Source organism: Pseudomonas sp. A (genome assembly GCF_056270345.1).
Map to the genome: position 1 here is coordinate 1,131,624 of NZ_CM149873.1, position 17,762 is coordinate 1,149,385.

Consider the following 17,762-nt stretch of genomic DNA (forward strand, 5'->3'; position numbering starts at 1 on the left):
GTTAAGCATGGATTCAGGGCTGTCCGTAGTCGCGGGCGCCGAACAGGGCGGTGCCGATGCGGACCCAGGTCGCACCTTGGGCGATGGCGGCTTCCAGGTCGTGGCTCATGCCCATCGACAGGGTGTCCAGGCCGAGGCCCAGCTGCTCCTGGAGCTGGCGCAGGATGGCAAAGGCGGCCTCCTGCTCGGCGCGGTCCTCGGTCGGCTCCGGAATCGCCATCAGGCCGCGCAGGCGCAGGCCGGGCAGGGCGTTCACCGCCTGGGCCAGGGCCGGCAGCTCGGCGGGCATGCAGCCGGACTTGCTGTCCTCGCCGCTGACGTTGACCTGCAGGCAGACGTTCAGCGGCGCCAGGCCGGCAGGGCGTTGCTCGGAGAGGCGTTGGGCGATCTTCAGGCGGTCCACGGAATGTACCCAGTCGAAATGCTCGGCGATGGCCTTGGTCTTGTTCGACTGGATGGGGCCGATGAAGTGCCAGATCAAGGGCAGGTCGGAAAGCGCCTGTTGTTTTGTCAGGGCTTCCTGAAGGTAGTTTTCGCCCACATCGCGCAGCCCGGCCGCAAAGGCCTCGCGGATGGCGCTGGCGGGCTTGGTCTTGCTCACCGCCAGCAGCTGGATGCTGGCCGGGTCGCGTCCGGCGGCCCTGGCCGCGCTGTCGATGCGGGTGGCAATGGCGCCAATGTTGTCTGCTAGGGTGGACATGGTTCGTCGCCGACGGCTTTGGGGTCAGCGGCATTCTACCTGCTTGATCGCCGTTGGGGAGTCTCATGGATGTGACCGACCTGTTGGGCCGGGCCCTGGCTGCCGGTGCCAGCGACCTGCATCTGGCTGCTGGCGAGCAGCCGCTGCTGCGTGTGGATGGGGTGTTGCAGCGCCTGGACCTTGCGCTGCTGACGACAGGGGCGCTGGAAGACGGGATGGCGGGTCTGCTTGATAGCGAGCAGCGGCGGCAGTGGGCGGCCGGGGATGAGCTGGACCTGGCGGTGAGCCTGGATGGACTGGGGCGTTTTCGGCTGAACCTGTTCCGCCAGCGCAATGGTCCGAGTGCCAGCGTACGTTTGGTCCCCGCGAGCGTGCCCTGTCTGGAGGCACTTGATCTGGTGCATGTGTTTCAAATCATCTCCCGGTACCGGGATGGCCTGGTCCTGGTCGGTGGTGCCACCGGCAGCGGCAAGTCGAGCACCCTCGCGGCGCTGATCGATCGGCTCAACCGCGAATACGCATTGCATATCGTCACGCTCGAGGACCCGATCGAGTTCATCCACGGCAGTCAGCGCAGCCTGGTCAACCAGCGTGAGATCGGCCTGCATAGCCGTGACTTTGCCCAGGCCCTGCGCAGTGCCCTGCGTCAGGACCCGGACGTGATCATGATCGGCGAGCTGCGCGATCTGCACAGCATTCGCCTGGCGTTGCGCGCCGCGGAGACCGGGCACCTGGTGCTGGCCACCGTGCATACGCGATCGGCGGTGAACAGCATCGACCGGCTGGTGGAGGTGTTCGCGCCGGAGGAAAAGCCGCTGGTGCGCAGCATGCTGGCTGACTCCCTGCGGCTGGTGGTCGCGCAGGTGCTGGTGCGGCGATCAGGCGGTGGGCGTGTCGCGGCGCGGGAGGTGCTGGTGGCGACGCCTGCGGTGCGCAACCTGATACGTGAGGGGCGCCTGGCGCAGATCCATTCGCTGATGCAGGCTGGTGCGGCGGCGGGGATGTGCACGATGGAGGGGGCGCTGCAGGCGCTGGAGGCGCGGGGTTTGATAGTGGGTTAGGAACGTCCACAGAGACTGAAAGTGCACCGCAGTCCCTGTGGGAGCGGCTTTAGCCGCGAACACCGGCAGAGCCGGTGCCATCCTCCGCGTCGCTTGTTTCGCGGCTAATACTCTCCCACAGAGTTCGCGCTGGGCGCGGAATCATGGTTCCCTTCGATCTCCCACAGGGACTGCTGGGCGTTTCAGCGTTTGGCCAGGCTCAGCGCCTGTTGCTGCTGCTTGGGCAGCACGCGCTTGGCTACCACGTAGTGCTTCTGCCAGTAAGGCTTCTCCAGGCTGTCGATGCTCACCCGCTTGCCGGTGCGCGGTGCGTGGATGAAGCGGTCGTTGCCCAGGTAGATGGCGACGTGGTTGACCCGACGGCTCTTGATGTTGAAAAAGATCAGGTCGCCTGGCTTGAGGTCGCCCTTGGCCACCTTGACGCCCTGACCCTGGGCCATGGCATTGGAGGTGCGCGGCAGGTCGACATCCGCCACATCGTTGAACGCATACTTGACCAGGCCGCTGCAGTCGAAGCCCTTCTTCGGGCTACTGCCGCCCCAGCGATAGGGCGTGCCGAGCACGTTCACCGCACGGCTGAGCACTTCGCTGCTCTGCTTCGGCGACATCGCCACCGCCTGCATGCCCACGGCGTGCTGCTTGGCCGCATTGGCCGGGCGCGCGCGCAGGCTGTTGGTGCTGCGGTACTGGATCGGGGCGCGTTTCACCGTGGCGTCGGCGTTGGTCGTGTAACCGGTGAATCCGCTTGGAAGACGTTGCTCACGGTTGGTGGCGTGGGCGGCCAGGGGTAATAAAAGGCAGAGGGTCAGCCATGTCTTGAAGAAAGGTGGCATAGATGAAGCTCTTTATAAGTGTTGGCGCGCAACTTTATAACAGCTTTTTGATCAAATTCTGATCCGTTGGTCGCTCAGCCACGTACCATATGTCGGGTCAAAACGAAAAAGTCACATTTTTCGTTAGAAAATTTTCGGCTATCCCACGAGGGCTTCGAATGAATGGTTATCAACAGGGTGCCCCTTCGCACGACACCCACAGCAAGGTCCTCGGCTATCTGCTGTGGATCTTCGGTTTCACCGGCTCGCACCGTTTCTACTACGGCAAGCCGATCACCGGGACGATCTGGTTCTTCACCCTCGGGCTGCTGGGCATCGGCTGGCTGATCGACCTGTTCCTGATCCCGTCGATGGACCGCGAGGCGGACATGCGCTTCGAGTCGGGCGGTGTGGATTACAACCTGGCGTGGATCCTGCTGACTTTCCTGGGAATTTTCGGGGTGCACCGGCTGTACCAGGGCAAGTGGATCAGTGCCTTGATCTACCTGTTCACCGGTGGTCTGTTCCTGCTCGGGGTGCTGTATGACTTCTGGACGCTCAACAGCCAGATCTCCCAGGTCAACGCCGAGCGTCGCCGGGTATGAAAAAAGGCCTTGTCGCGGAGTGCGGCAAGGCCTTTTTCGTTACTGGCGCCGCTGTTGCAGCAGCAGGTTGCTGAAGCCTGCCCCGGCCAGTTGCTTCTGCGCCACGGTCAGCTGTTCGCGGTTGCTGAATGGGCCGACCATCACGCGGTACCAGGTTTCTTCCTTGACCGTGCCCGACTCCACCTTGACCGCCTGGCCGAGCAGGATGATCTGCGCGCGAACCTTGTCGGCATCTGCCTGCTTGCGGAACGAGCCGGCCTGCAGGAAGAACTGGGTGGTGGCTGCCGGCTTGATCACCGGAGGTGCCGGTGGCGGCGTCTGCCCCAGCAGCGCGGCCTGGGCGCGGGCGGTGTCGATCTTCGCCGCTTCCGCTGGCGTGACCGGCGTGCTAGGCACAGGCGGCTGCGCCGGTACCGGCGGGGTTTTCTCCGGCACGGCCTCGGGCGGCACGATCACTTCCGACTCCGGCAGCAGGGTATAGAAGTCGTACTTCGGCTTCACCGGTTGCTGTGGCGTCGGCGTGGTGGTCTTGCTCGCCTCGGCGACTTTCTCCGGCTTGTGCTGCTCGGGCTTGGTGCGTTTGATGTCGTCACCGCCCGGCTCGAGCTTCATCAGGAAAACGATGAAGGCGCCGACCGTCAGGCCAACCGCCAGCCACACCCAGCCCGGGATCGGCTGCTTGCTGGCAGGCGGCTGGGAACGGCTGGCGCCGCGCTTGGGTGCGGGTTTCTTCTTTGCAGCCAACTTACATGCGCTCCAGGGTTTCCAGGCCGAGCAGTTCCAGGCCCTGCTTGAGGGTGCGGCCGGTCAGGGCGGCCAGGCGCAGGCGGCTCTGCTGCTGTTCGGTGGTTTCGGCAGAGAGGATCGGGCAGTTCTCGTAGAAGCTGGAGAACAGGCCGGCGAGGTCGTACAGGTAGCTGCACAGCACGTGCGGCGTGCCTTTTTCGGCGACGTTGTTGAGGATCTCGCCAAACTGCGCCAGGCGCGCGGCCAGGTCCTGCTCGTGCGCTGCCTGCAGGACGATGCTGCCGTCGACTTCGGCGAAGCCCTTGCCGAGCTTGCGGAACACGCCGGCCACGCGGGTGTAGGCGTACAGCAGATACGGCGCGGTGTTGCCTTCGAAATTGAGCATCAGTTCGAAGTTGAAGCTGTAGTCGCTGGTGCGGTGCTTGGACAGGTCGGCGTACTTGACCGCGCCGATGCCGACCACCTCGCCGATGTGGCGCAGTTCGTCCTCGGCCAGCGACGGGTTTTTCTCCTTGACCAGCGCGTAGGCGCGGTCCTTGGCTTCGGTGAGCAGGTCGATCAGCTTGACGGTACCGCCATCACGGGTCTTGAACGGGCGGCCATCGGCGCCGTTCATGGTGCCGAAGCCCATGTGCTCCATCTTCATCGGATGGCCGACGAAGCCGGCGCGACGGGCCACTTCGAACACCTGGTTGAAGTGCAGGGCCTGACGCTGGTCGACGAAGTACAGGGCGCGGTCGGCCTGCAGCTTGTTGCTGCGATAGCGCACGGCGGCCAGGTCGGTGGTGGCGTACAGGTAGCCGCCGTCGGCCTTCTGCACGATCACCGGCAGCGGCTCGCCCTCGGCGTTCTTGAATTCATCGAGGAACACGCACTGGGCACCCTGGTCCTCGACCAGCAGGCCCTTGGCCTTGAGGTCGGCGACCACGTTGGCCAGGTCGGCGTTGTAGGCGCTCTCGCCCATCACGTCGGCCATGGTCAGCTTGACGTTGAGCAGTTCGTAGGTCTTCTGGCAGTGCGACAGCGAGATGTCCTTGAAGCGCGTCCACAGCGCCAGGCAGTCCGGGTCGCCGGCCTGCAGCTTGACCACCAGGCCGCGGGCGCGGGTGGCGAATTCTTCAGACTCGTCGAAGCGCTTTTTCGCTGCGCGGTAGAAGTTTTCCAGGTCAGACAGCTCATCGCTGGTGATCGGGTTTTCCTGCAGGTAGGCCATCAACATGCCGAACTGGGTACCCCAGTCGCCAACGTGGTTCTGGCGGATGACGTTATCACCCAGGAATTCCAGCACGCGGGCCACGCTGTCGCCGATGATGGTCGAGCGCAGGTGGCCGACGTGCATCTCCTTGGCCAGGTTCGGCGCCGACATGTCGATCACCACCTTCTCGGCCGGGCCGGCCTTGCGCACGCCCAGGTGCTCGTCGGCCAGAGCGGCGTCGAGGCGGTTGGCCAGGGCCTCGGTGTTCTGGAAGAAGTTCAGGAAACCGGGGCCGGCGATCTCGACCTTGCTGATGTCGTCGCTTTTCGGCAGGGCGTTGATCAGCTTCTCGGCCAGATCGCGCGGCTTCATGCCGGCCGGCTTGGCCAGCATCATGGCGATGTTGCTGGCGAAGTCGCCGTGGGTCTTGTCCCGGGCGTTTTCCACCTGGATCGCCGGCGTCAGCCCTTCAGGCAGCACACCGTCGGTGGCGAGTTGGGTGAGGGCTTGCTGGATCAGCTGGCGAATGGTGTCTTTCATGGGATTCTCTTTTCGACCGCAAGCGCGGTGGAGCGCTTCGATGCGCAGGTGGAAAAACTGGGCATTATCCGTTGCCGGGGGCGGGTTGCCAACCTTTTGGCCGGTATCGCTGGTCAGGCGTGGGAGCGGGCTTGCCCCGCGATGGGCGCAATCGCGGGGCAAGCCCGCTCCCACGGACCGTTCAATCTCTCAGTACAGGTCCACCGGATCGACATCCAGCGACCAGCGCACCTGCCGCCCCGATGGCATCTGCTCCAACACTAGCAACCAGGCACTGATCAGTCGATGCAACTGAGCCCGGGCATTGGCCTGGAGCAATAGTTGCGCGCGGAAGCGGCCCGCCCGTCGTTCCATGGGCGCCGGGACCGGCCCCAGCAGCTCGATGCCGTGCAGGCCCTGTTCGGCCATGACCCGCTCGGCGGCGGCGCAGGCTTCGTCGAGGAAGCTCTCGGCCTGGCCCGGCTTGTGCGCATCCGCACGCAGCAGGGCCAGGTGGGCAAACGGCGGCAGGCCGGCGGCGCGACGTTCGCTCAGGGCCTGTTCGGCGAAGGCGAAGTAGCCCTGCTCGGTCAGTTGCACCAGCAGCGGATGGTCGGCCAGGTGGGTCTGCACGATGACCTTGCCCGGTTCCTCGGCGCGTCCGGCGCGACCGGCGACCTGGACGATCAGCTGGGCCATGCGCTCGCTGGCGCGGAAGTCGCCGGAGAACAGTCCGCCGTCGGCATCGAGAATCGCCACCAGGGTGACGCGGGGGAAGTGGTGCCCCTTGGCTAGCATCTGGGTGCCCACCAGGATGCTCGGCTGGCCGCGCTGGATGGTGGCGAACAGGTTGTGCATGGCGTCCTTGCGCGAGGTGCTGTCGCGGTCCACGCGCAGGATCGGGTAGTCGGGGAACAGCACCTTGAGCCGCTCTTCGGCGCGCTCGGTACCGGCCCCCACCGGGCGCAGGTCGACGTGGGCGCACTGTGGGCACTGCAACGGCAGGCGTTCGTCGTAGCCGCAATGGTGGCAGCGCAGCACGGCGGAGCGCTGGTGCACGGTCATGCGGGCATCGCAGCGCGGGCATTCGGACAGCCAGCCGCAGTCATGGCAGAGCAGCGTCGGGGCGAAGCCGCGGCGGTTGAGGAACACCAGCACCTGCTGCCCAGCCTCCAGGGTCTGGCGGATAGCCTGTTGCAGCGGGCCGCTGATGCCGCTGTCCAGCGGCAGGCTGCGCACATCCAGGCGCAGGAAGCGTGGTGCCTTGGCACCGCCGGCGCGTTGGTTCATGCGCAGCAGGCCGTAGCGGCCACTATGGGCGTTGTGCAGGCTTTCCAGTGACGGTGTGGCCGAGCCCAGCAGGATCGGGATGTTCTCCTGGTGGGCGCGGACCACGGCCAGGTCGCGGGCGTGGTAGCGCAGGCCTTCCTGCTGTTTATAGGAGCCGTCGTGCTCCTCGTCGATGATGATCAGGCCCGGGTTCTTCATTGGCGTGAACAGCGCCGAGCGGGTGCCGATGATGATGTCGGCGTCGCCGTCGCGGGCCGCCAGCCAGGCGTCCAGGCGCTCGCGGTCGCCCACCGCCGAGTGCAGCAGGGCGATGCGGGCGTTGAAGCGCTGCTCGAAGCGTTGCAGGGTCTGCGGGCCGAGATTGATCTCGGGGATCAGGATCAGCGCCTGCTTGCCGGCTTCGAGGGTTTCGCGGATCAGCTGCAGGTAGACCTCGGTCTTGCCGCTGCCGGTAACGCCGGCCAGCAGGTAGGCGTGGAAGGCGCCGAAGCCTGCGCGCACCGCCTCGAACGCCGCGCGCTGCTCCTCGTTGAGCGGCAGCTCCGGCTGGGCCAGCCAGTGCTCGTGGCGTGCGGCGGGCAGGTGACGGCGGATCTCGACGGTCACCAGTTCCTTGGCCAGCAGCAGGTCGAGGCTGTCCTTGTTCAGGCCGAGCTTGCTCAACAGGCTGTGGGCCACGCCGTGAGGGTGCTGCGACAGGGTCTTGAGGGCATCGCGCTGGCGCGGGGCGCGGGCGATGCGCGGGTCCTCCAGGCGTGCGCCGGGGGCGACGTGCCAGAAGCGCTCCTGGCGCGCCTCGGCCAGCTCACCCTGGCGCAGCAGGGTCGGCAGGGCCCAGCTCAAGGTGTCGCCCAGGCTGTGCTGGTAGTACTGGGCTGTCCACAGGCACAGCTTGAACAGCGCAGGCGGCACGGGCGAAACCGGGTCAAGCAGGGCGCTGGCCGGCTTGAGCTTGTCGGCGGGGACTTCGCTGTGCGTGGCGACCTCCACCAGCACGCCGATCATCTCGCGGCGACCGAACGGCACGCGGATGCGCATGCCTGGAGTCAACGCCTGGCGGGCCATGCTCGCGGGCGCCCGGTAGTCGAACAGGCGACGCAGGGGCGAGGGCAGGGCAAGGCGCAGGATGACGTCGGACACGCGGAAAGTCTCTGGAGGGCGTTTCACAAAGCAGACGAGCCTAGCAGACGACGGTCGGTGCAAGCGACAACTTGCGCTGCGGCCGCGCTCTGGTATTATTCGCCGCCTAATTACGTGCGGTATTCAACAATAGGTGTTGGGTGGCGGCACGCAGCTCGAGGAAGTGACCATGAAAGCAGATATTCATCCGAACTACGAAGTAGTTGCAGTCACCTGCAGCTGCGGCAACAAGTTTGAAACCCGTTCGACCCTGGGCAGCGTCCTGGCGATCGACGTTTGCAACCTGTGCCACCCGTTCTACACCGGTAAGCAGAAAGTCCTGGACACCGGTGGTCGCGTACAGAAGTTCGCCGATCGCTTCGGCATGTTCGGTGCCAAGAAGTAATCATGCGCATGGCGAATCTTTCGAGGTTCGCGTTGCTGCAAAAGAAGGCGCCCCTTGTGGGCGCCTTTTTTGTGGGCGCGATCTGGCATTTTCCGGCCCTGGCGTTCTGTCCGTTGCCCGAGCAGCCGCAGCAGGTGACGGTGCGCCAGGTGGTCGATGGCGATACCCTGCGCCTGAGTGACGGGCGCAATGTGCGGTTGATCGGCATCAATGCGCCCGAGATCGGTCGCAAGGGCCGCACCAGCGAGCCCTACGCCGAGGCCGCGAAGCGGCGTCTGCAGGCGCTGGTCGAGGCCAGCGATGGCCGCGTCGGCCTGGTCCCGGGCGAAGAGCCCAGGGACAAGTACGGTCGTACCCTGGCGCACATCTATAGCCGTACTGGCGACAATCTCGAAGCACAACTGCTCAGCGAAGGCCTCGGCTACCGGGTTGCCATTGTCCCCAACGTGGCCTTGTCGGGCTGTCAGCAACAGGCCGAGCAGCAGGCGCGCAACGCCGGAACCGGGTTGTGGCGACAGTCGCCGGTTGTACGTGCGGGGGATGTCAGGCAGTCCGGTTTTGCCGTGATCGGCGGCCAGATCAAGGGTATCGAGCGCAACCGCGGCGGTATCTGGCTGGAGCTCGACGATGCGGTAGTGCTGCAGATCCCCGCTCGTCTGCAGCAGCGCTTTCCCGCCAGCTTCTTCGCTAACCTCAAGGGACGCCAGGTCGAGGCGCGTGGCTGGGTGCTGGATCGATCCCGCAAGGGCGGGCTCAAACCCGGGCAGCGACGCTGGCTGTTGCCATTGACCGATCCGAGCATGCTGGCGACTGTTCCAGGCTAAATAGTTGTAGACATTCTTGTGCTGGATTGTACACACTGGCTTCCGTAAGCCCCGTGGGTTATAGCGTAAAGTCGTAGGCCAAAGGCCTTGACACATAGTGACCGGGCAGTCTTGTCGCCCCCCGGCTCTTTGCGTATCCTCGGCGGTCCGTCAGAACAGTAAACAGCGGAATGCCCATCATGTCAGACCTGAAAACCGCCGCTCTCGAATACCACGCCCAGCCCCGTCCGGGGAAACTGAGCGTCGAGCTCTCCAAGCCCACCGCCACCGCCCGTGACCTCGCCCTGGCCTACAGCCCAGGCGTCGCCGAACCCGTGCGCGAGATCGGCCGTGATCCGGAGCTGGCCTACAAGTACACCGGCAAGGGCAACCTGGTTGCGGTGATCTCCGATGGCACCGCCATCCTCGGTCTGGGCGACCTCGGCCCGCTGGCTTCCAAGCCGGTGATGGAAGGCAAAGGTGTTCTGTTCAAACGTTTCGCAGGTATCGACGTGTTCGATATCGAAGTCGAGTCTGAGAGCCCACAGGCCTTCATCGACACCGTTCGCCGCATCTCCATCACCTTCGGCGGCATCAACCTGGAAGACATCAAGGCACCTGAGTGCTTCGAGATCGAGCGCACCCTGATCGAGCAGTGCGACATTCCCGTGTTCCACGATGACCAGCACGGTACCGCCATCGTTACCGCCGCGGGCATGATCAACGCCCTGGAAATCGCCGGCAAGAAGCTCGAGGAGGCGAAGATCGTCTGCCTGGGCGCCGGCGCCGCCGCCATCTCCTGCATGAAGCTGCTGGTGAGCATGGGTGCCAAGGTCGAGAACATCTTCATGATCGACCGCAGCGGCGTGATCCACGCTGGCCGCGACGACCTGAACCAGTACAAGGCCCAGTTCGCCCACGCCACCGACAAGCGCACCCTGGCCGATGCCCTGGATGGCGCTGATGTGTTCGTCGGTCTGTCCGGTCCGAACCTGCTGAGCGCCGAAGGCCTGAAGTCGATGGCCGCCAACCCGATCGTGTTCGCCTGCTCGAACCCGGACCCGGAAATTGCTCCGGAACTGGCTCACGCCACCCGCAGCGACGTGATCATGGCCACCGGTCGTTCCGACTACCCGAACCAGGTCAACAACGTACTGGGCTTCCCGTTCATCTTCCGCGGTGCCCTGGACGTTCGCGCCAAGCGCATCAACGAAGAAATGAAGATTGCCGCCGCCATCGCCCTGAAGGACCTGGCCAAGCTGCCGGTGCCCAAGGAAGTCTGCGAAGCCTACGGTGTGCAAGGTCTGGAGTTCGGTCGCGAGTACATCATTCCGAAGCCGCTGGATGCTCGCCTGATCACCGTGGTTTCCGATGCCGTGGCCAAGGCCGCCATCGAATCCGGCGTGGCCACCCTGCCGTATCCGAAGCACTACCCGCTGAAAAGCGTGGATGACGTGTTCAACGGCTGATCCGGTCGTAGCGTCATGAAAAAGCCCCGGCTCGTGAGAGTCGGGGCTTTTTGTTTGCTTTTGGATTCACCGAAGCCATTGTGGGAGCGGGTTTACCCGCGAAGGCTTCAGCGAAGCCAACGATGCTTTCGCGGGTAAACCCGCTCCCACAGGATCGAAGTTGCCTTTGAGGTTTGTCGTTTACCTGGTCAGAACAGATCCATCGGCGCCGCTTCGTCCGCCGGCAGCGGGCTGCCAGGTGCCGCGCCATTGCCCAGCTCGTCCACGGACGGTGGCGAGTCCTCGGCCTTGAACAGTTCGAAGTAGGCATTCGGCGTGCCCGGCGTGGCTGCGCGGCCGCTGACCGGGTCGACGCGCAGGCTGAGAATGCCTTCAGGTTCGGCCGGGGCGTGCTCAGGCTTGTCCTTCAGCGCCGCACCCATGAAGCTCATCCAGATCGGCAGCGCCACGGTGCCACCGTACTCGCGTCGGCCCAGGGTTTCCGGCTGGTCGAAGCCGACCCAGACGGTGGTGACGTAGTCGGCGTTGTAGCCGGAGAACCAGGCGTCCTTGGACTCGTTGGTGGTACCGGTCTTGCCCGCCAGGTCCGCACGGCCGAGGGCCAGGGCGCGACGGCCGGTGCCGCGCTTGATCACGTCCTGCAGCATGCTGGTGAGAATGTACGAGGTGCGGCCGTCGATGATCTGCTCGGCCACGGCAGGCACTTGCGCTGCCGGGGCTGCCTGGCCGAGGGCCGACGGTGCTTCACCCGGCATTGGCGCGACGCTGATCGCTTGCTCGGGGGCGGCGAGGCCGGCCTGGTCCTGGCTGCCCTGGGGCACCCGTGCCGGGTTGGCGGTGAACAGGGTTTCGCCGTTGCGGCTTTCGACGCGCTCGATCAGGTAGGGGCTGATCTTGTAGCCGCCGTTGGCGAAGGTGCTCCAGCCGGTGGCGATCTCCATCGGCGTCAGGGTCGCGGTGCCCAGTGCCAGCGACAGGTTGCGCGGCAGGTCCTGCTTGTTGAAGCCGAACTTGGCGATGTAGTCGATGGTGCGGTCCACGCCCATGGCCTGCAGCAGGCGGATCGAGACCAGGTTGCGCGACTTGTACAGCGCCTCGCGCATGCGGATCGGGCCAAGGAAGGTATTGGTGTCGTTCTTTGGGCGCCAGACCTTGTCCAGGTACTCGTCGACGAACACGATCGGCGCGTCGTTGACCAGGCTGGCGGCGGTGTAGCCGTTGTCCAGCGCGGCGCTGTAGACGAAGGGCTTGAAGCTCGAACCCGGCTGGCGCTTGGCCTGCATGGCGCGGTTGTAGTTGCTCTGTTCGAAGGAGAAACCACCGACCAGGGCGCGGATGGCGCCGTTGTACGGGTCGAGGGTGACCAGGGCACTCTGGGCGCCGGGCACCTGGCTGAACTTGAGCTTGCCATCCTCCAGGCGCTGCAGGCGTACCAGGTCGCCGACCTGAGCCACGTCGGCCGGCGACTGCGGCGAGCGCCCCTGCGAGTTGCTGTTGAGGTACGGGCGCGCCCATTTCATAGTGTCCCAGGCCACATTCTCTTCCAGGCCGCCGCGACTCATCACCTTCAGGCCGGTCTTCTCGACCTGGGTGACTATGGCCGGCTCCAGGCCGCCGAGGGTGCGCTGCTTGCCCAGCTCCTGCAGCCAGGCTGCACGGGTCTTGCCCGGGAAGCGTGCCTCGGGGCCGCGGTAGCCGTGGCGCTCGTCGTACCCGCTGAGGCCGTTGAGCACCGCGCTGTTGGCCATCTGCTGCATGTCGCTCGGGACCGTGGTGGTGACGCGGAAGCCTTCGGTATAGGCATCGCTGCCGTAGCGGCCGACCATCTCGGCACGGGCCATCTCGGCGACGTAGGGGGCGTTCACCTCCGGAGTCGGCACGTGGTAGCTGGCGTTCAGCGGTTCGGTCAGGGCCGCCTGGTAGCTGGCTTCGTCGATCTTGCCGAGCTTGTACATGCGCCCGAGGATCCAGTCGCGGCGCTCCTTGGCGCGTACCGGGTTGGCCAGCGGGTTGAAGCGCGATGGCGCCTTGGGCAGGCCGGCGATCATCGCCATTTGCGCCAGGCTCACGTCGCGGATCGACTTGCCGTAGTACACCTGCGCCGCGGCATCGATGCCGTAGGCGCGGTTGCCCAGGTAGATCTTGTTGACGTAGAGCTCGAGGATCTCGTCCTTGGTCAGCTCGCGTTCGATCTGCAGGGCCAGCAGGATCTCGTTGGTCTTGCGCGAGAAGCTGCGCTCGCTGCTGAGGAAGAAGTTCTTCGCCACCTGCATGGTGATGGTGCTGCCGCCGGTCTGGATATGCCCGGACTTGAGCAGCTGCGATGCCGCGCGCATCAGGCTGCTCGGATCGACCCCGTAATGGTTGAGGAAATTGTCGTCTTCGGCGGACAGAAGCGCCTGGATGAACTGTGGGGGAATTTCCTGGAACTTGATCGGCGAGCGCCGCATTTCGCCGAACTCGGCAATCAGCTTGCCGTCGCTGCTGTACACCCTCAGGGGGATTTGCAACTGGACGCTTCTGAGCGAGTCGACCGAGGGCAGGCTGGGGCTAAGATACAGAAACGCACCGCTCACACCGAGTACGAGCGCGCAGATGACGGCGACGAGAGACCACCAGAAGAACTTCAGCAGACGTATCAAGGCTTTTGGGTGTCCAGGTTGAGGAGTGGATTGCGCGCGGGGCCGGCGGACAGAAAAACGCTGGCCATTATAAGCATTTTTCGTCCCGCCGGGTGACCGCCCGGGGCGCGGGACGACCGCTCGCGCCGCAACGGCGCGGGCTGCCGATGACCAGGAAGGAACAGCCATGCTTGGACGCTTTGGCAGGGACGCCGGTTCACTGCTGGGGGTGGAAATTGCCTCCGACTCCATACGAATGCTGCATCTGCACCGCCAGCGCGGCTGTTGGCGGGTTCAGGGGTGGGCGCTGGAGCGCTTCGAGCCCGGGCTGCCTGGCTGTGCCGCATCCGACGAGGCAGAGGGCTTGGTCATGGGATTGCGGCGGGCCCATGTTCAATGTCGGACGAGGCAGTTCCGGGTCGCCCTGGCATTGCCCGCCTCCCAGGTGATCTGCAAGGTGTGCCGGGTAGCTGCCGGGCTGGCCGACCTTGATGTCGAGGCCGCCGTGCTGGTTCAGGCTGAACAGCTGTTCCCTTTTCCGCTGGAGGATCTCGCCCTGGACTTCTGGGTGCAGGGTGCATGCGCTGACGATCCCGGAAAGTTCGAGGTACTGGTGGTGGCTTGCCGGCAAAGCCAGCTCGATCCGCTGGAGCGGGTGTTCGCCAGGGCCGGATTGCAGCTTGAGGCCGTGGAGGTGGACAGCTTCGCGCTACGGCGAGCATTGCTGCCTGAGGTGCCGGCTCGTGGAGCGGTACTGCTGCAATTGGAGCCGGGCGAAGTGGTCATGCACCGCTGGCACGGCAGCCCCGCGCCGCAACGACAGCGGCTCGCCCTGGGCTCGCCGGCGCAATGGAGTGAGGCTGTCGATGATCTCTGGCGGTTGGGTGAACGGGCGCCCGTAGAGGAAGTTGTCCTGTTCGGCTGCGCTGCTGATGAGGACCGGGCGGCGTATTTGCGAGAGCACTTGGGTGTGAAATGCCAGGTGGGTTGCCCACTCCCTCTGGCCGGCCTGCTGGAGAGGGATGGCCTGCGCGCAGCTTCGATGGTCCTGGCCTGCGGGCTGGCCATGGGAGGCCGGGCATGATGGCGAGACTGAACCTGATGCCTTGGCGCGAGCAGCGTAGGGCCAGGGTTGTGCGACGATTTCAGATCATGCTGGTTGTCGCCCTGGTAGTGGCACTGTGCGGGGTCATATGGCTCGATCAGATGGCGCGGTCGCGTCTGGCCAGGCAATCACTGGTCGTCGCCTCGCATCAGGCGGAGCTTGAGCGGCTCGATGCCACCTTGAGGCAGGTCGATCAGCTGCGCGGCAGGCGGGCGGCGTTGCAGGCCGAGCATGCCGCAGTGTCCGCACTGGACGCCGGGCGATCGCAGATGCCCGGCCTGTTCCTCGCCCTTGAGCAGGCCCTGCCAGAAGGCGCTCGCTTGACGGAGGTGGATGTTGAGGCGGGGCGCCTGCGCCTGGGCGGCCTGGCGGCCTCCGCGTCGGTGGTCGCCCGGTTCATGCGCGATCTGGAGCAAGTGGGCATGGTGCGGAACCTCGAGCTCGTTCACATCAGGCGCCATGTCCAGGGGGACGAGTTCCTGCTGGCGGCGCGATTGCTGGCGGGCGAGTCGTGAACCGCCTCTGGCCCCTTGACTGGCAGGCGTTGGCTGGCCGGTCGAGAGTGGTGAGGGCCATGGTGTGCCTGGCGCTCGTGCTCATGGTTGCTTGCGTGGGCTACCTGGTTCGTCTGCGTGATCCGGTTCAGGGGCATGTCGAGTCTGTCCGACTGCAGCTCCAGCTACAGGACGAACTGGAGGAGCGCGGGGCGCGCCTCGTCGAACTGGGTGTCGAGCAGCAGGCGCTCGAGCACGCACGGGTGCTTTTGCAGGCGGCACGATGGCGGCTGGCCGCGGGAGAGGGCATGAGCGAGCTGCTCGACCAGCTGGCGTTATCGGGGCATGAGCATGGCCTGGTATTCGAGCGAGTCGAAGTGCAGGAGGCACAGCAGGCTTCAGTGTATCGGGTGCAACCGCTGGAAATCGCGGTGTCGGGACAGTATCCGGCGCTGCGCCTGTGGCTGGAGCAATGGCTGCGGCAATTGCGTCTGTTGAGCGTGGAGCGGCTCAGGCTGGCCCTGAAGGATGAGGGGATTGGGCGAGTTGATGCTCAGCTACGACTACATGCCTACCACCCCGGAGAAGAGCTGCCGGTCCCGGCGTCATTGGCGGATGAGCCGGCCCAGGCAATCTTGTCGAAGAAGACGGCATTCGATCCGTTCCGGGCCTGGTCGCCTCCCAGAGAGGGCGGTGACCTGGCGCATGTTCCTTTGGCACGACTTGAGATGGTCGGCAGCCTATCGCGGGCAGGGTGGCGACAGGCCTTGCTGCGCTCGGGAGGTCGCCTGTATCGGATTGCGCAGGGCGAGCGGTTGGGGCTCGAAGGGGGTGTCGTGGTAGCCATCGAATTCGACCGGGTGGAGGTCCACGAGCGGTTCTACATCGATGGGCGCTGGCAGGCGCGCCCCAGGTATCTGGTTCTTGGAACGCGTGAGCAAGGAGAGGTCAGGGATGAGACCGACGAGAGGGTGGAGCGGCGCGCTATTGATGCTGGGGCTGCAGATGGCGCAGGCCGAGACGTTTCAGGGTGAGCCGATGTCGCTCAACTTCCAGGATGTCGAACTGCGTTCGGTGCTCCAGGTCATGGCCGACCACGCGGGCATCAACCTGGTGGCCGGCGATTCGGTGCAGGGGCGGATAACCCTGCGTCTGGAGGATGTGCCCTGGGGCCAGGCGCTTGACCTGGTGTTGCGCAGCAAGGGGCTGGGCAGGCGCCAGGAGGGGAATGTGCTGCTGGTCGCTCCCCTGGCCGAGCTCGCCGGGCAAGCCCAGGACATGCGTCAGGAGGTATTGCTGGAGCCCCTGCAGCGTGAGTTGATCCCTGTGTTCCATGCCAAGGCCGGCGAGTTGGCGGAGCTGTTGCTGGCGAGCCTGGCTGACGACGGTGCCCTGGCCGGGCGTGGCAGCCTCAGTGTGGATGCACGCACCAATACACTGGTAGCCACCCAGCCTGCCGCCCGGCTCGCCGAACTGCGCAGGCTGGTCACACAGCTGGATGTGCCGGTGCGCCAGGTCATGATCGAGGCACGGATCGTCGAGGCCAATGTCGATTACGATAAGGCCTTGGGCGTGCGCTGGGGTGGACCGCTGTATGGCGCGGAGCGCCGGCTGGGCAGCGATCTGTTCGTCGACCTCGGGGTCGAGCGGGCCGGTGCCGGCCTCGGGGTGGGGCTGCTGCGCAGCGATATCCTGCTCGACCTGGAGCTCAGCGCCATGGAAAAAAGCGGCAATGGCGAGATCATCTCCCAGCCCAAGGTGGTCACGGCCGACAAGGAAACCGCGCGCATCCTCAAGGGCACCGAAGTGCCCTACCAGGAAACCACCCGCAGCGGCGCCACGTCGGTCTCCTTCCGCGAGGCGTCCCTGTCGCTGGAGGTGACCCCGCAGATCACGCCGGACGGCAAGGTGATCATGGCGGTGCGGGTGACCAAGGACGAGCCGGACTTCATCAATGCCCTCAACGATGTGCCGCCGATTCGCAAGAACGAGGTCAATGCCAAGGTGCGGGTAACCGATGGGCAGACCATTGTGATTGGTGGCGTGTACTCGACGTCGCAGAACAAAGTGGTCGACAAGGTGCCATTTTTCGGCGATCTGCCGTATGTTGGACGGCTGTTTCGACGCGATGCATTACAAGAGAAAAAATCCGAGCTGCTGGTCTTCCTGACTCCGCGTATCATGAGTGACCAGGCGATTGCTGTGAGTCGTTGATTCTGTGCGAAATTTGATACTTGTGGGGCCCATGGGCGCTGGTAAAAGCACCATCGGGCGCCTGTTGGCCAAAGAGCTGCGCCTGCTGTTCAAGGATTCCGACAAGGAAATCGAACTGCGAACCGGCGCCAACATCCCGTGGATCTTCGACAAGGAAGGCGAACCGGGCTTTCGTGACCGCGAGCAGGCGATGATCGCCGAGCTCAGCGCGCTCGATGGCGTGGTCCTGGCCACCGGCGGCGGCGCGGTGATGCGCGACGCCAACCGTGCGGCGCTGCGTGCCGGCGGGCGGGTGGTCTACCTGCACGCCTCGGTGGAGCAGCAGGTGGGGCGTACCTCACGTGATCGCAACCGGCCGCTGTTGCGCACCGCCAACCCGGAAGCCACGTTGCGCGCCCTGCTGGAGACACGCGACCCGCTTTATCGCGAAATCGCTGACCTGGTGGTGGAAACCGACGAACGGCCACCACGCATGGTGGTGCTCGACATTCTCGAGCGCCTGCAGAAGTTGCCGCCCCGCTGAGCGGGGTCTATCCTCGGCGACCAACGCCGAGACGGGGTTGAACGTCACCGCGCGGCGCCGCACCGCCGCGCGTCCAAGC

16 protein-coding genes are annotated in these 17,762 nt (G+C 65.2%); 10 read left to right on the top strand and 6 right to left on the bottom strand.

Annotated elements, in window-relative coordinates; genetic code table 11:
- Window positions 1-13 precede the first annotated feature (13 nt).
- Entirely contained in the window at window positions 14-700 is a 687-nt protein-coding gene (locus AC0MAZ_RS05155; RefSeq protein ID WP_203648512.1) for a YggS family pyridoxal phosphate-dependent enzyme, read from the bottom strand.
- A 65-nt stretch (window positions 701-765) separates the two neighbouring features.
- Here AC0MAZ_RS05155 and AC0MAZ_RS05160 point away from each other — a divergent pair, with 65 nt between their 5' ends.
- Complete coding sequence (locus AC0MAZ_RS05160; protein ID WP_234562122.1) at window positions 766-1,761, top strand: type IV pilus twitching motility protein PilT; 996 nt, start codon at window positions 766-768, stop codon at window positions 1,759-1,761.
- Window positions 1,762-1,943: 182 nt separating this feature from the next.
- Here the strand turns inward: AC0MAZ_RS05160 and AC0MAZ_RS05165 are convergent, their stop codons facing one another.
- Window positions 1,944-2,594, bottom strand: a complete 651-nt coding sequence (locus tag AC0MAZ_RS05165; protein WP_203648508.1) for a C40 family peptidase — start codon at window positions 2,592-2,594, stop codon at window positions 1,944-1,946.
- 158 nt (window positions 2,595-2,752) lie between these two features.
- Between AC0MAZ_RS05165 and AC0MAZ_RS05170 the strand changes: the two genes are divergently transcribed.
- Window positions 2,753-3,178 carry an NINE protein gene (locus tag AC0MAZ_RS05170; RefSeq protein ID WP_023630210.1) on the top strand — a complete coding sequence of 142 codons (426 nt, stop codon included), beginning with the start codon at window positions 2,753-2,755 and terminating at the stop codon, window positions 3,176-3,178.
- Window positions 3,179-3,217: 39 nt separating this feature from the next.
- On the opposite strand, the gene AC0MAZ_RS05175 is transcribed toward AC0MAZ_RS05170, so the two are convergent.
- The 3 genes from AC0MAZ_RS05175 to AC0MAZ_RS05185 form a co-directional block, all read right to left on the bottom strand.
- Window positions 3,218-3,922 (bottom strand): SPOR domain-containing protein, encoded by a 705-nt coding sequence (locus AC0MAZ_RS05175; RefSeq protein ID WP_096049169.1) that lies wholly within the window; start codon window positions 3,920-3,922, stop codon window positions 3,218-3,220.
- A 1-nt stretch (window position 3,923) separates the two neighbouring features.
- Window positions 3,924-5,660 (bottom strand): arginine--tRNA ligase, encoded by a 1,737-nt coding sequence (gene argS / locus AC0MAZ_RS05180; protein WP_475860457.1) that lies wholly within the window; start codon window positions 5,658-5,660, stop codon window positions 3,924-3,926.
- A gap of 189 nt (window positions 5,661-5,849) precedes the next feature.
- Window positions 5,850-8,069, bottom strand: coding sequence for a primosomal protein N' (locus AC0MAZ_RS05185; protein WP_232854905.1), 2,220 nt, complete (start codon window positions 8,067-8,069; stop codon window positions 5,850-5,852).
- 169 nt (window positions 8,070-8,238) lie between these two features.
- Between AC0MAZ_RS05185 and rpmE the strand changes: the two genes are divergently transcribed.
- The 3 genes from rpmE (at window position 8,239) to AC0MAZ_RS05200 (ending at window position 10,726) form a co-directional block, all read left to right on the top strand.
- Window positions 8,239-8,454, top strand: coding sequence for a 50S ribosomal protein L31 (gene rpmE, locus AC0MAZ_RS05190; protein ID WP_110735343.1), 216 nt, complete (start codon window positions 8,239-8,241; stop codon window positions 8,452-8,454).
- A 2-nt stretch (window positions 8,455-8,456) separates the two neighbouring features.
- Entirely contained in the window at window positions 8,457-9,278 is an 822-nt protein-coding gene (locus tag AC0MAZ_RS05195; protein WP_475860460.1) for a thermonuclease family protein, read from the top strand.
- 179 nt (window positions 9,279-9,457) lie between these two features.
- Complete coding sequence (locus AC0MAZ_RS05200; RefSeq protein ID WP_110735339.1) at window positions 9,458-10,726, top strand: malic enzyme-like NAD(P)-binding protein; 1,269 nt, start codon at window positions 9,458-9,460, stop codon at window positions 10,724-10,726.
- Between the two features lie 188 nt (window positions 10,727-10,914).
- On the opposite strand, the gene AC0MAZ_RS05205 is transcribed toward AC0MAZ_RS05200, so the two are convergent.
- Window positions 10,915-13,365 (bottom strand): penicillin-binding protein 1A, encoded by a 2,451-nt coding sequence (locus AC0MAZ_RS05205; protein WP_475861393.1) that lies wholly within the window; start codon window positions 13,363-13,365, stop codon window positions 10,915-10,917.
- Between the two features lie 169 nt (window positions 13,366-13,534).
- On the opposite strand from AC0MAZ_RS05205, the gene pilM reads away from it, so the two are divergent.
- The 5 genes from pilM to aroK all read left to right on the top strand — a co-directional run bounded on the left by pilM (window position 13,535) and on the right by aroK (window position 17,683).
- Complete coding sequence (pilM, locus tag AC0MAZ_RS05210) at window positions 13,535-14,431, top strand: type IV pilus biogenesis protein PilM (RefSeq protein ID WP_475860463.1); 897 nt, start codon at window positions 13,535-13,537, stop codon at window positions 14,429-14,431.
- A 68-nt stretch (window positions 14,432-14,499) separates the two neighbouring features.
- Entirely contained in the window at window positions 14,500-14,967 is a 468-nt protein-coding gene (locus tag AC0MAZ_RS05215; protein WP_234561582.1) for a PilN domain-containing protein, read from the top strand.
- 59 nt (window positions 14,968-15,026) lie between these two features.
- Window positions 15,027-15,980, top strand: a complete 954-nt coding sequence (locus AC0MAZ_RS05220) for a pilus assembly protein PilP (RefSeq protein WP_475860466.1) — start codon at window positions 15,027-15,029, stop codon at window positions 15,978-15,980.
- Entirely contained in the window at window positions 15,937-17,160 is a 1,224-nt protein-coding gene (locus AC0MAZ_RS05225; RefSeq protein WP_232854954.1) for a type IV pilus secretin PilQ, read from the top strand. The genes AC0MAZ_RS05220 and AC0MAZ_RS05225 overlap by 44 nt, the downstream gene beginning before the upstream one ends.
- Window positions 17,161-17,164: 4 nt before the next feature.
- Complete coding sequence (gene aroK / locus AC0MAZ_RS05230; protein WP_186712005.1) at window positions 17,165-17,683, top strand: shikimate kinase AroK; 519 nt, start codon at window positions 17,165-17,167, stop codon at window positions 17,681-17,683.
- Window positions 17,684-17,762 lie beyond the last annotated feature (79 nt).

Excerpts from the sequence above, each read along its gene's own strand:
- AC0MAZ_RS05155 (WP_203648512.1), bottom strand. The coding sequence starts at position 700 with ATGTCCACCCTAGCAGACAACATTGGCGCCATTGCCACCCGCATCGAC.
- AC0MAZ_RS05160 (WP_234562122.1), top strand. The coding sequence starts at position 766 with ATGGATGTGACCGACCTGTTGGGCCGGGCCCTGGCTGCCGGTGCCAGC.
- AC0MAZ_RS05165 (WP_203648508.1), bottom strand. The coding sequence starts at position 2,594 with ATGCCACCTTTCTTCAAGACATGGCTGACCCTCTGCCTTTTATTACCC.
- AC0MAZ_RS05170 (WP_023630210.1), top strand. The coding sequence starts at position 2,753 with ATGAATGGTTATCAACAGGGTGCCCCTTCGCACGACACCCACAGCAAG.
- argS (WP_475860457.1), bottom strand. The coding sequence starts at position 5,660 with ATGAAAGACACCATTCGCCAGCTGATCCAGCAAGCCCTCACCCAACTC.
- rpmE (WP_110735343.1), top strand. The coding sequence starts at position 8,239 with ATGAAAGCAGATATTCATCCGAACTACGAAGTAGTTGCAGTCACCTGC.
- AC0MAZ_RS05195 (WP_475860460.1), top strand. The coding sequence starts at position 8,457 with ATGCGCATGGCGAATCTTTCGAGGTTCGCGTTGCTGCAAAAGAAGGCG.
- AC0MAZ_RS05200 (WP_110735339.1), top strand. The coding sequence starts at position 9,458 with ATGTCAGACCTGAAAACCGCCGCTCTCGAATACCACGCCCAGCCCCGT.
- pilM (WP_475860463.1), top strand. The coding sequence starts at position 13,535 with ATGCTTGGACGCTTTGGCAGGGACGCCGGTTCACTGCTGGGGGTGGAA.
- AC0MAZ_RS05215 (WP_234561582.1), top strand. The coding sequence starts at position 14,500 with ATGCTGGTTGTCGCCCTGGTAGTGGCACTGTGCGGGGTCATATGGCTC.
- AC0MAZ_RS05220 (WP_475860466.1), top strand. The coding sequence starts at position 15,027 with ATGGTGTGCCTGGCGCTCGTGCTCATGGTTGCTTGCGTGGGCTACCTG.
- AC0MAZ_RS05225 (WP_232854954.1), top strand. The coding sequence starts at position 15,937 with ATGCTGGGGCTGCAGATGGCGCAGGCCGAGACGTTTCAGGGTGAGCCG.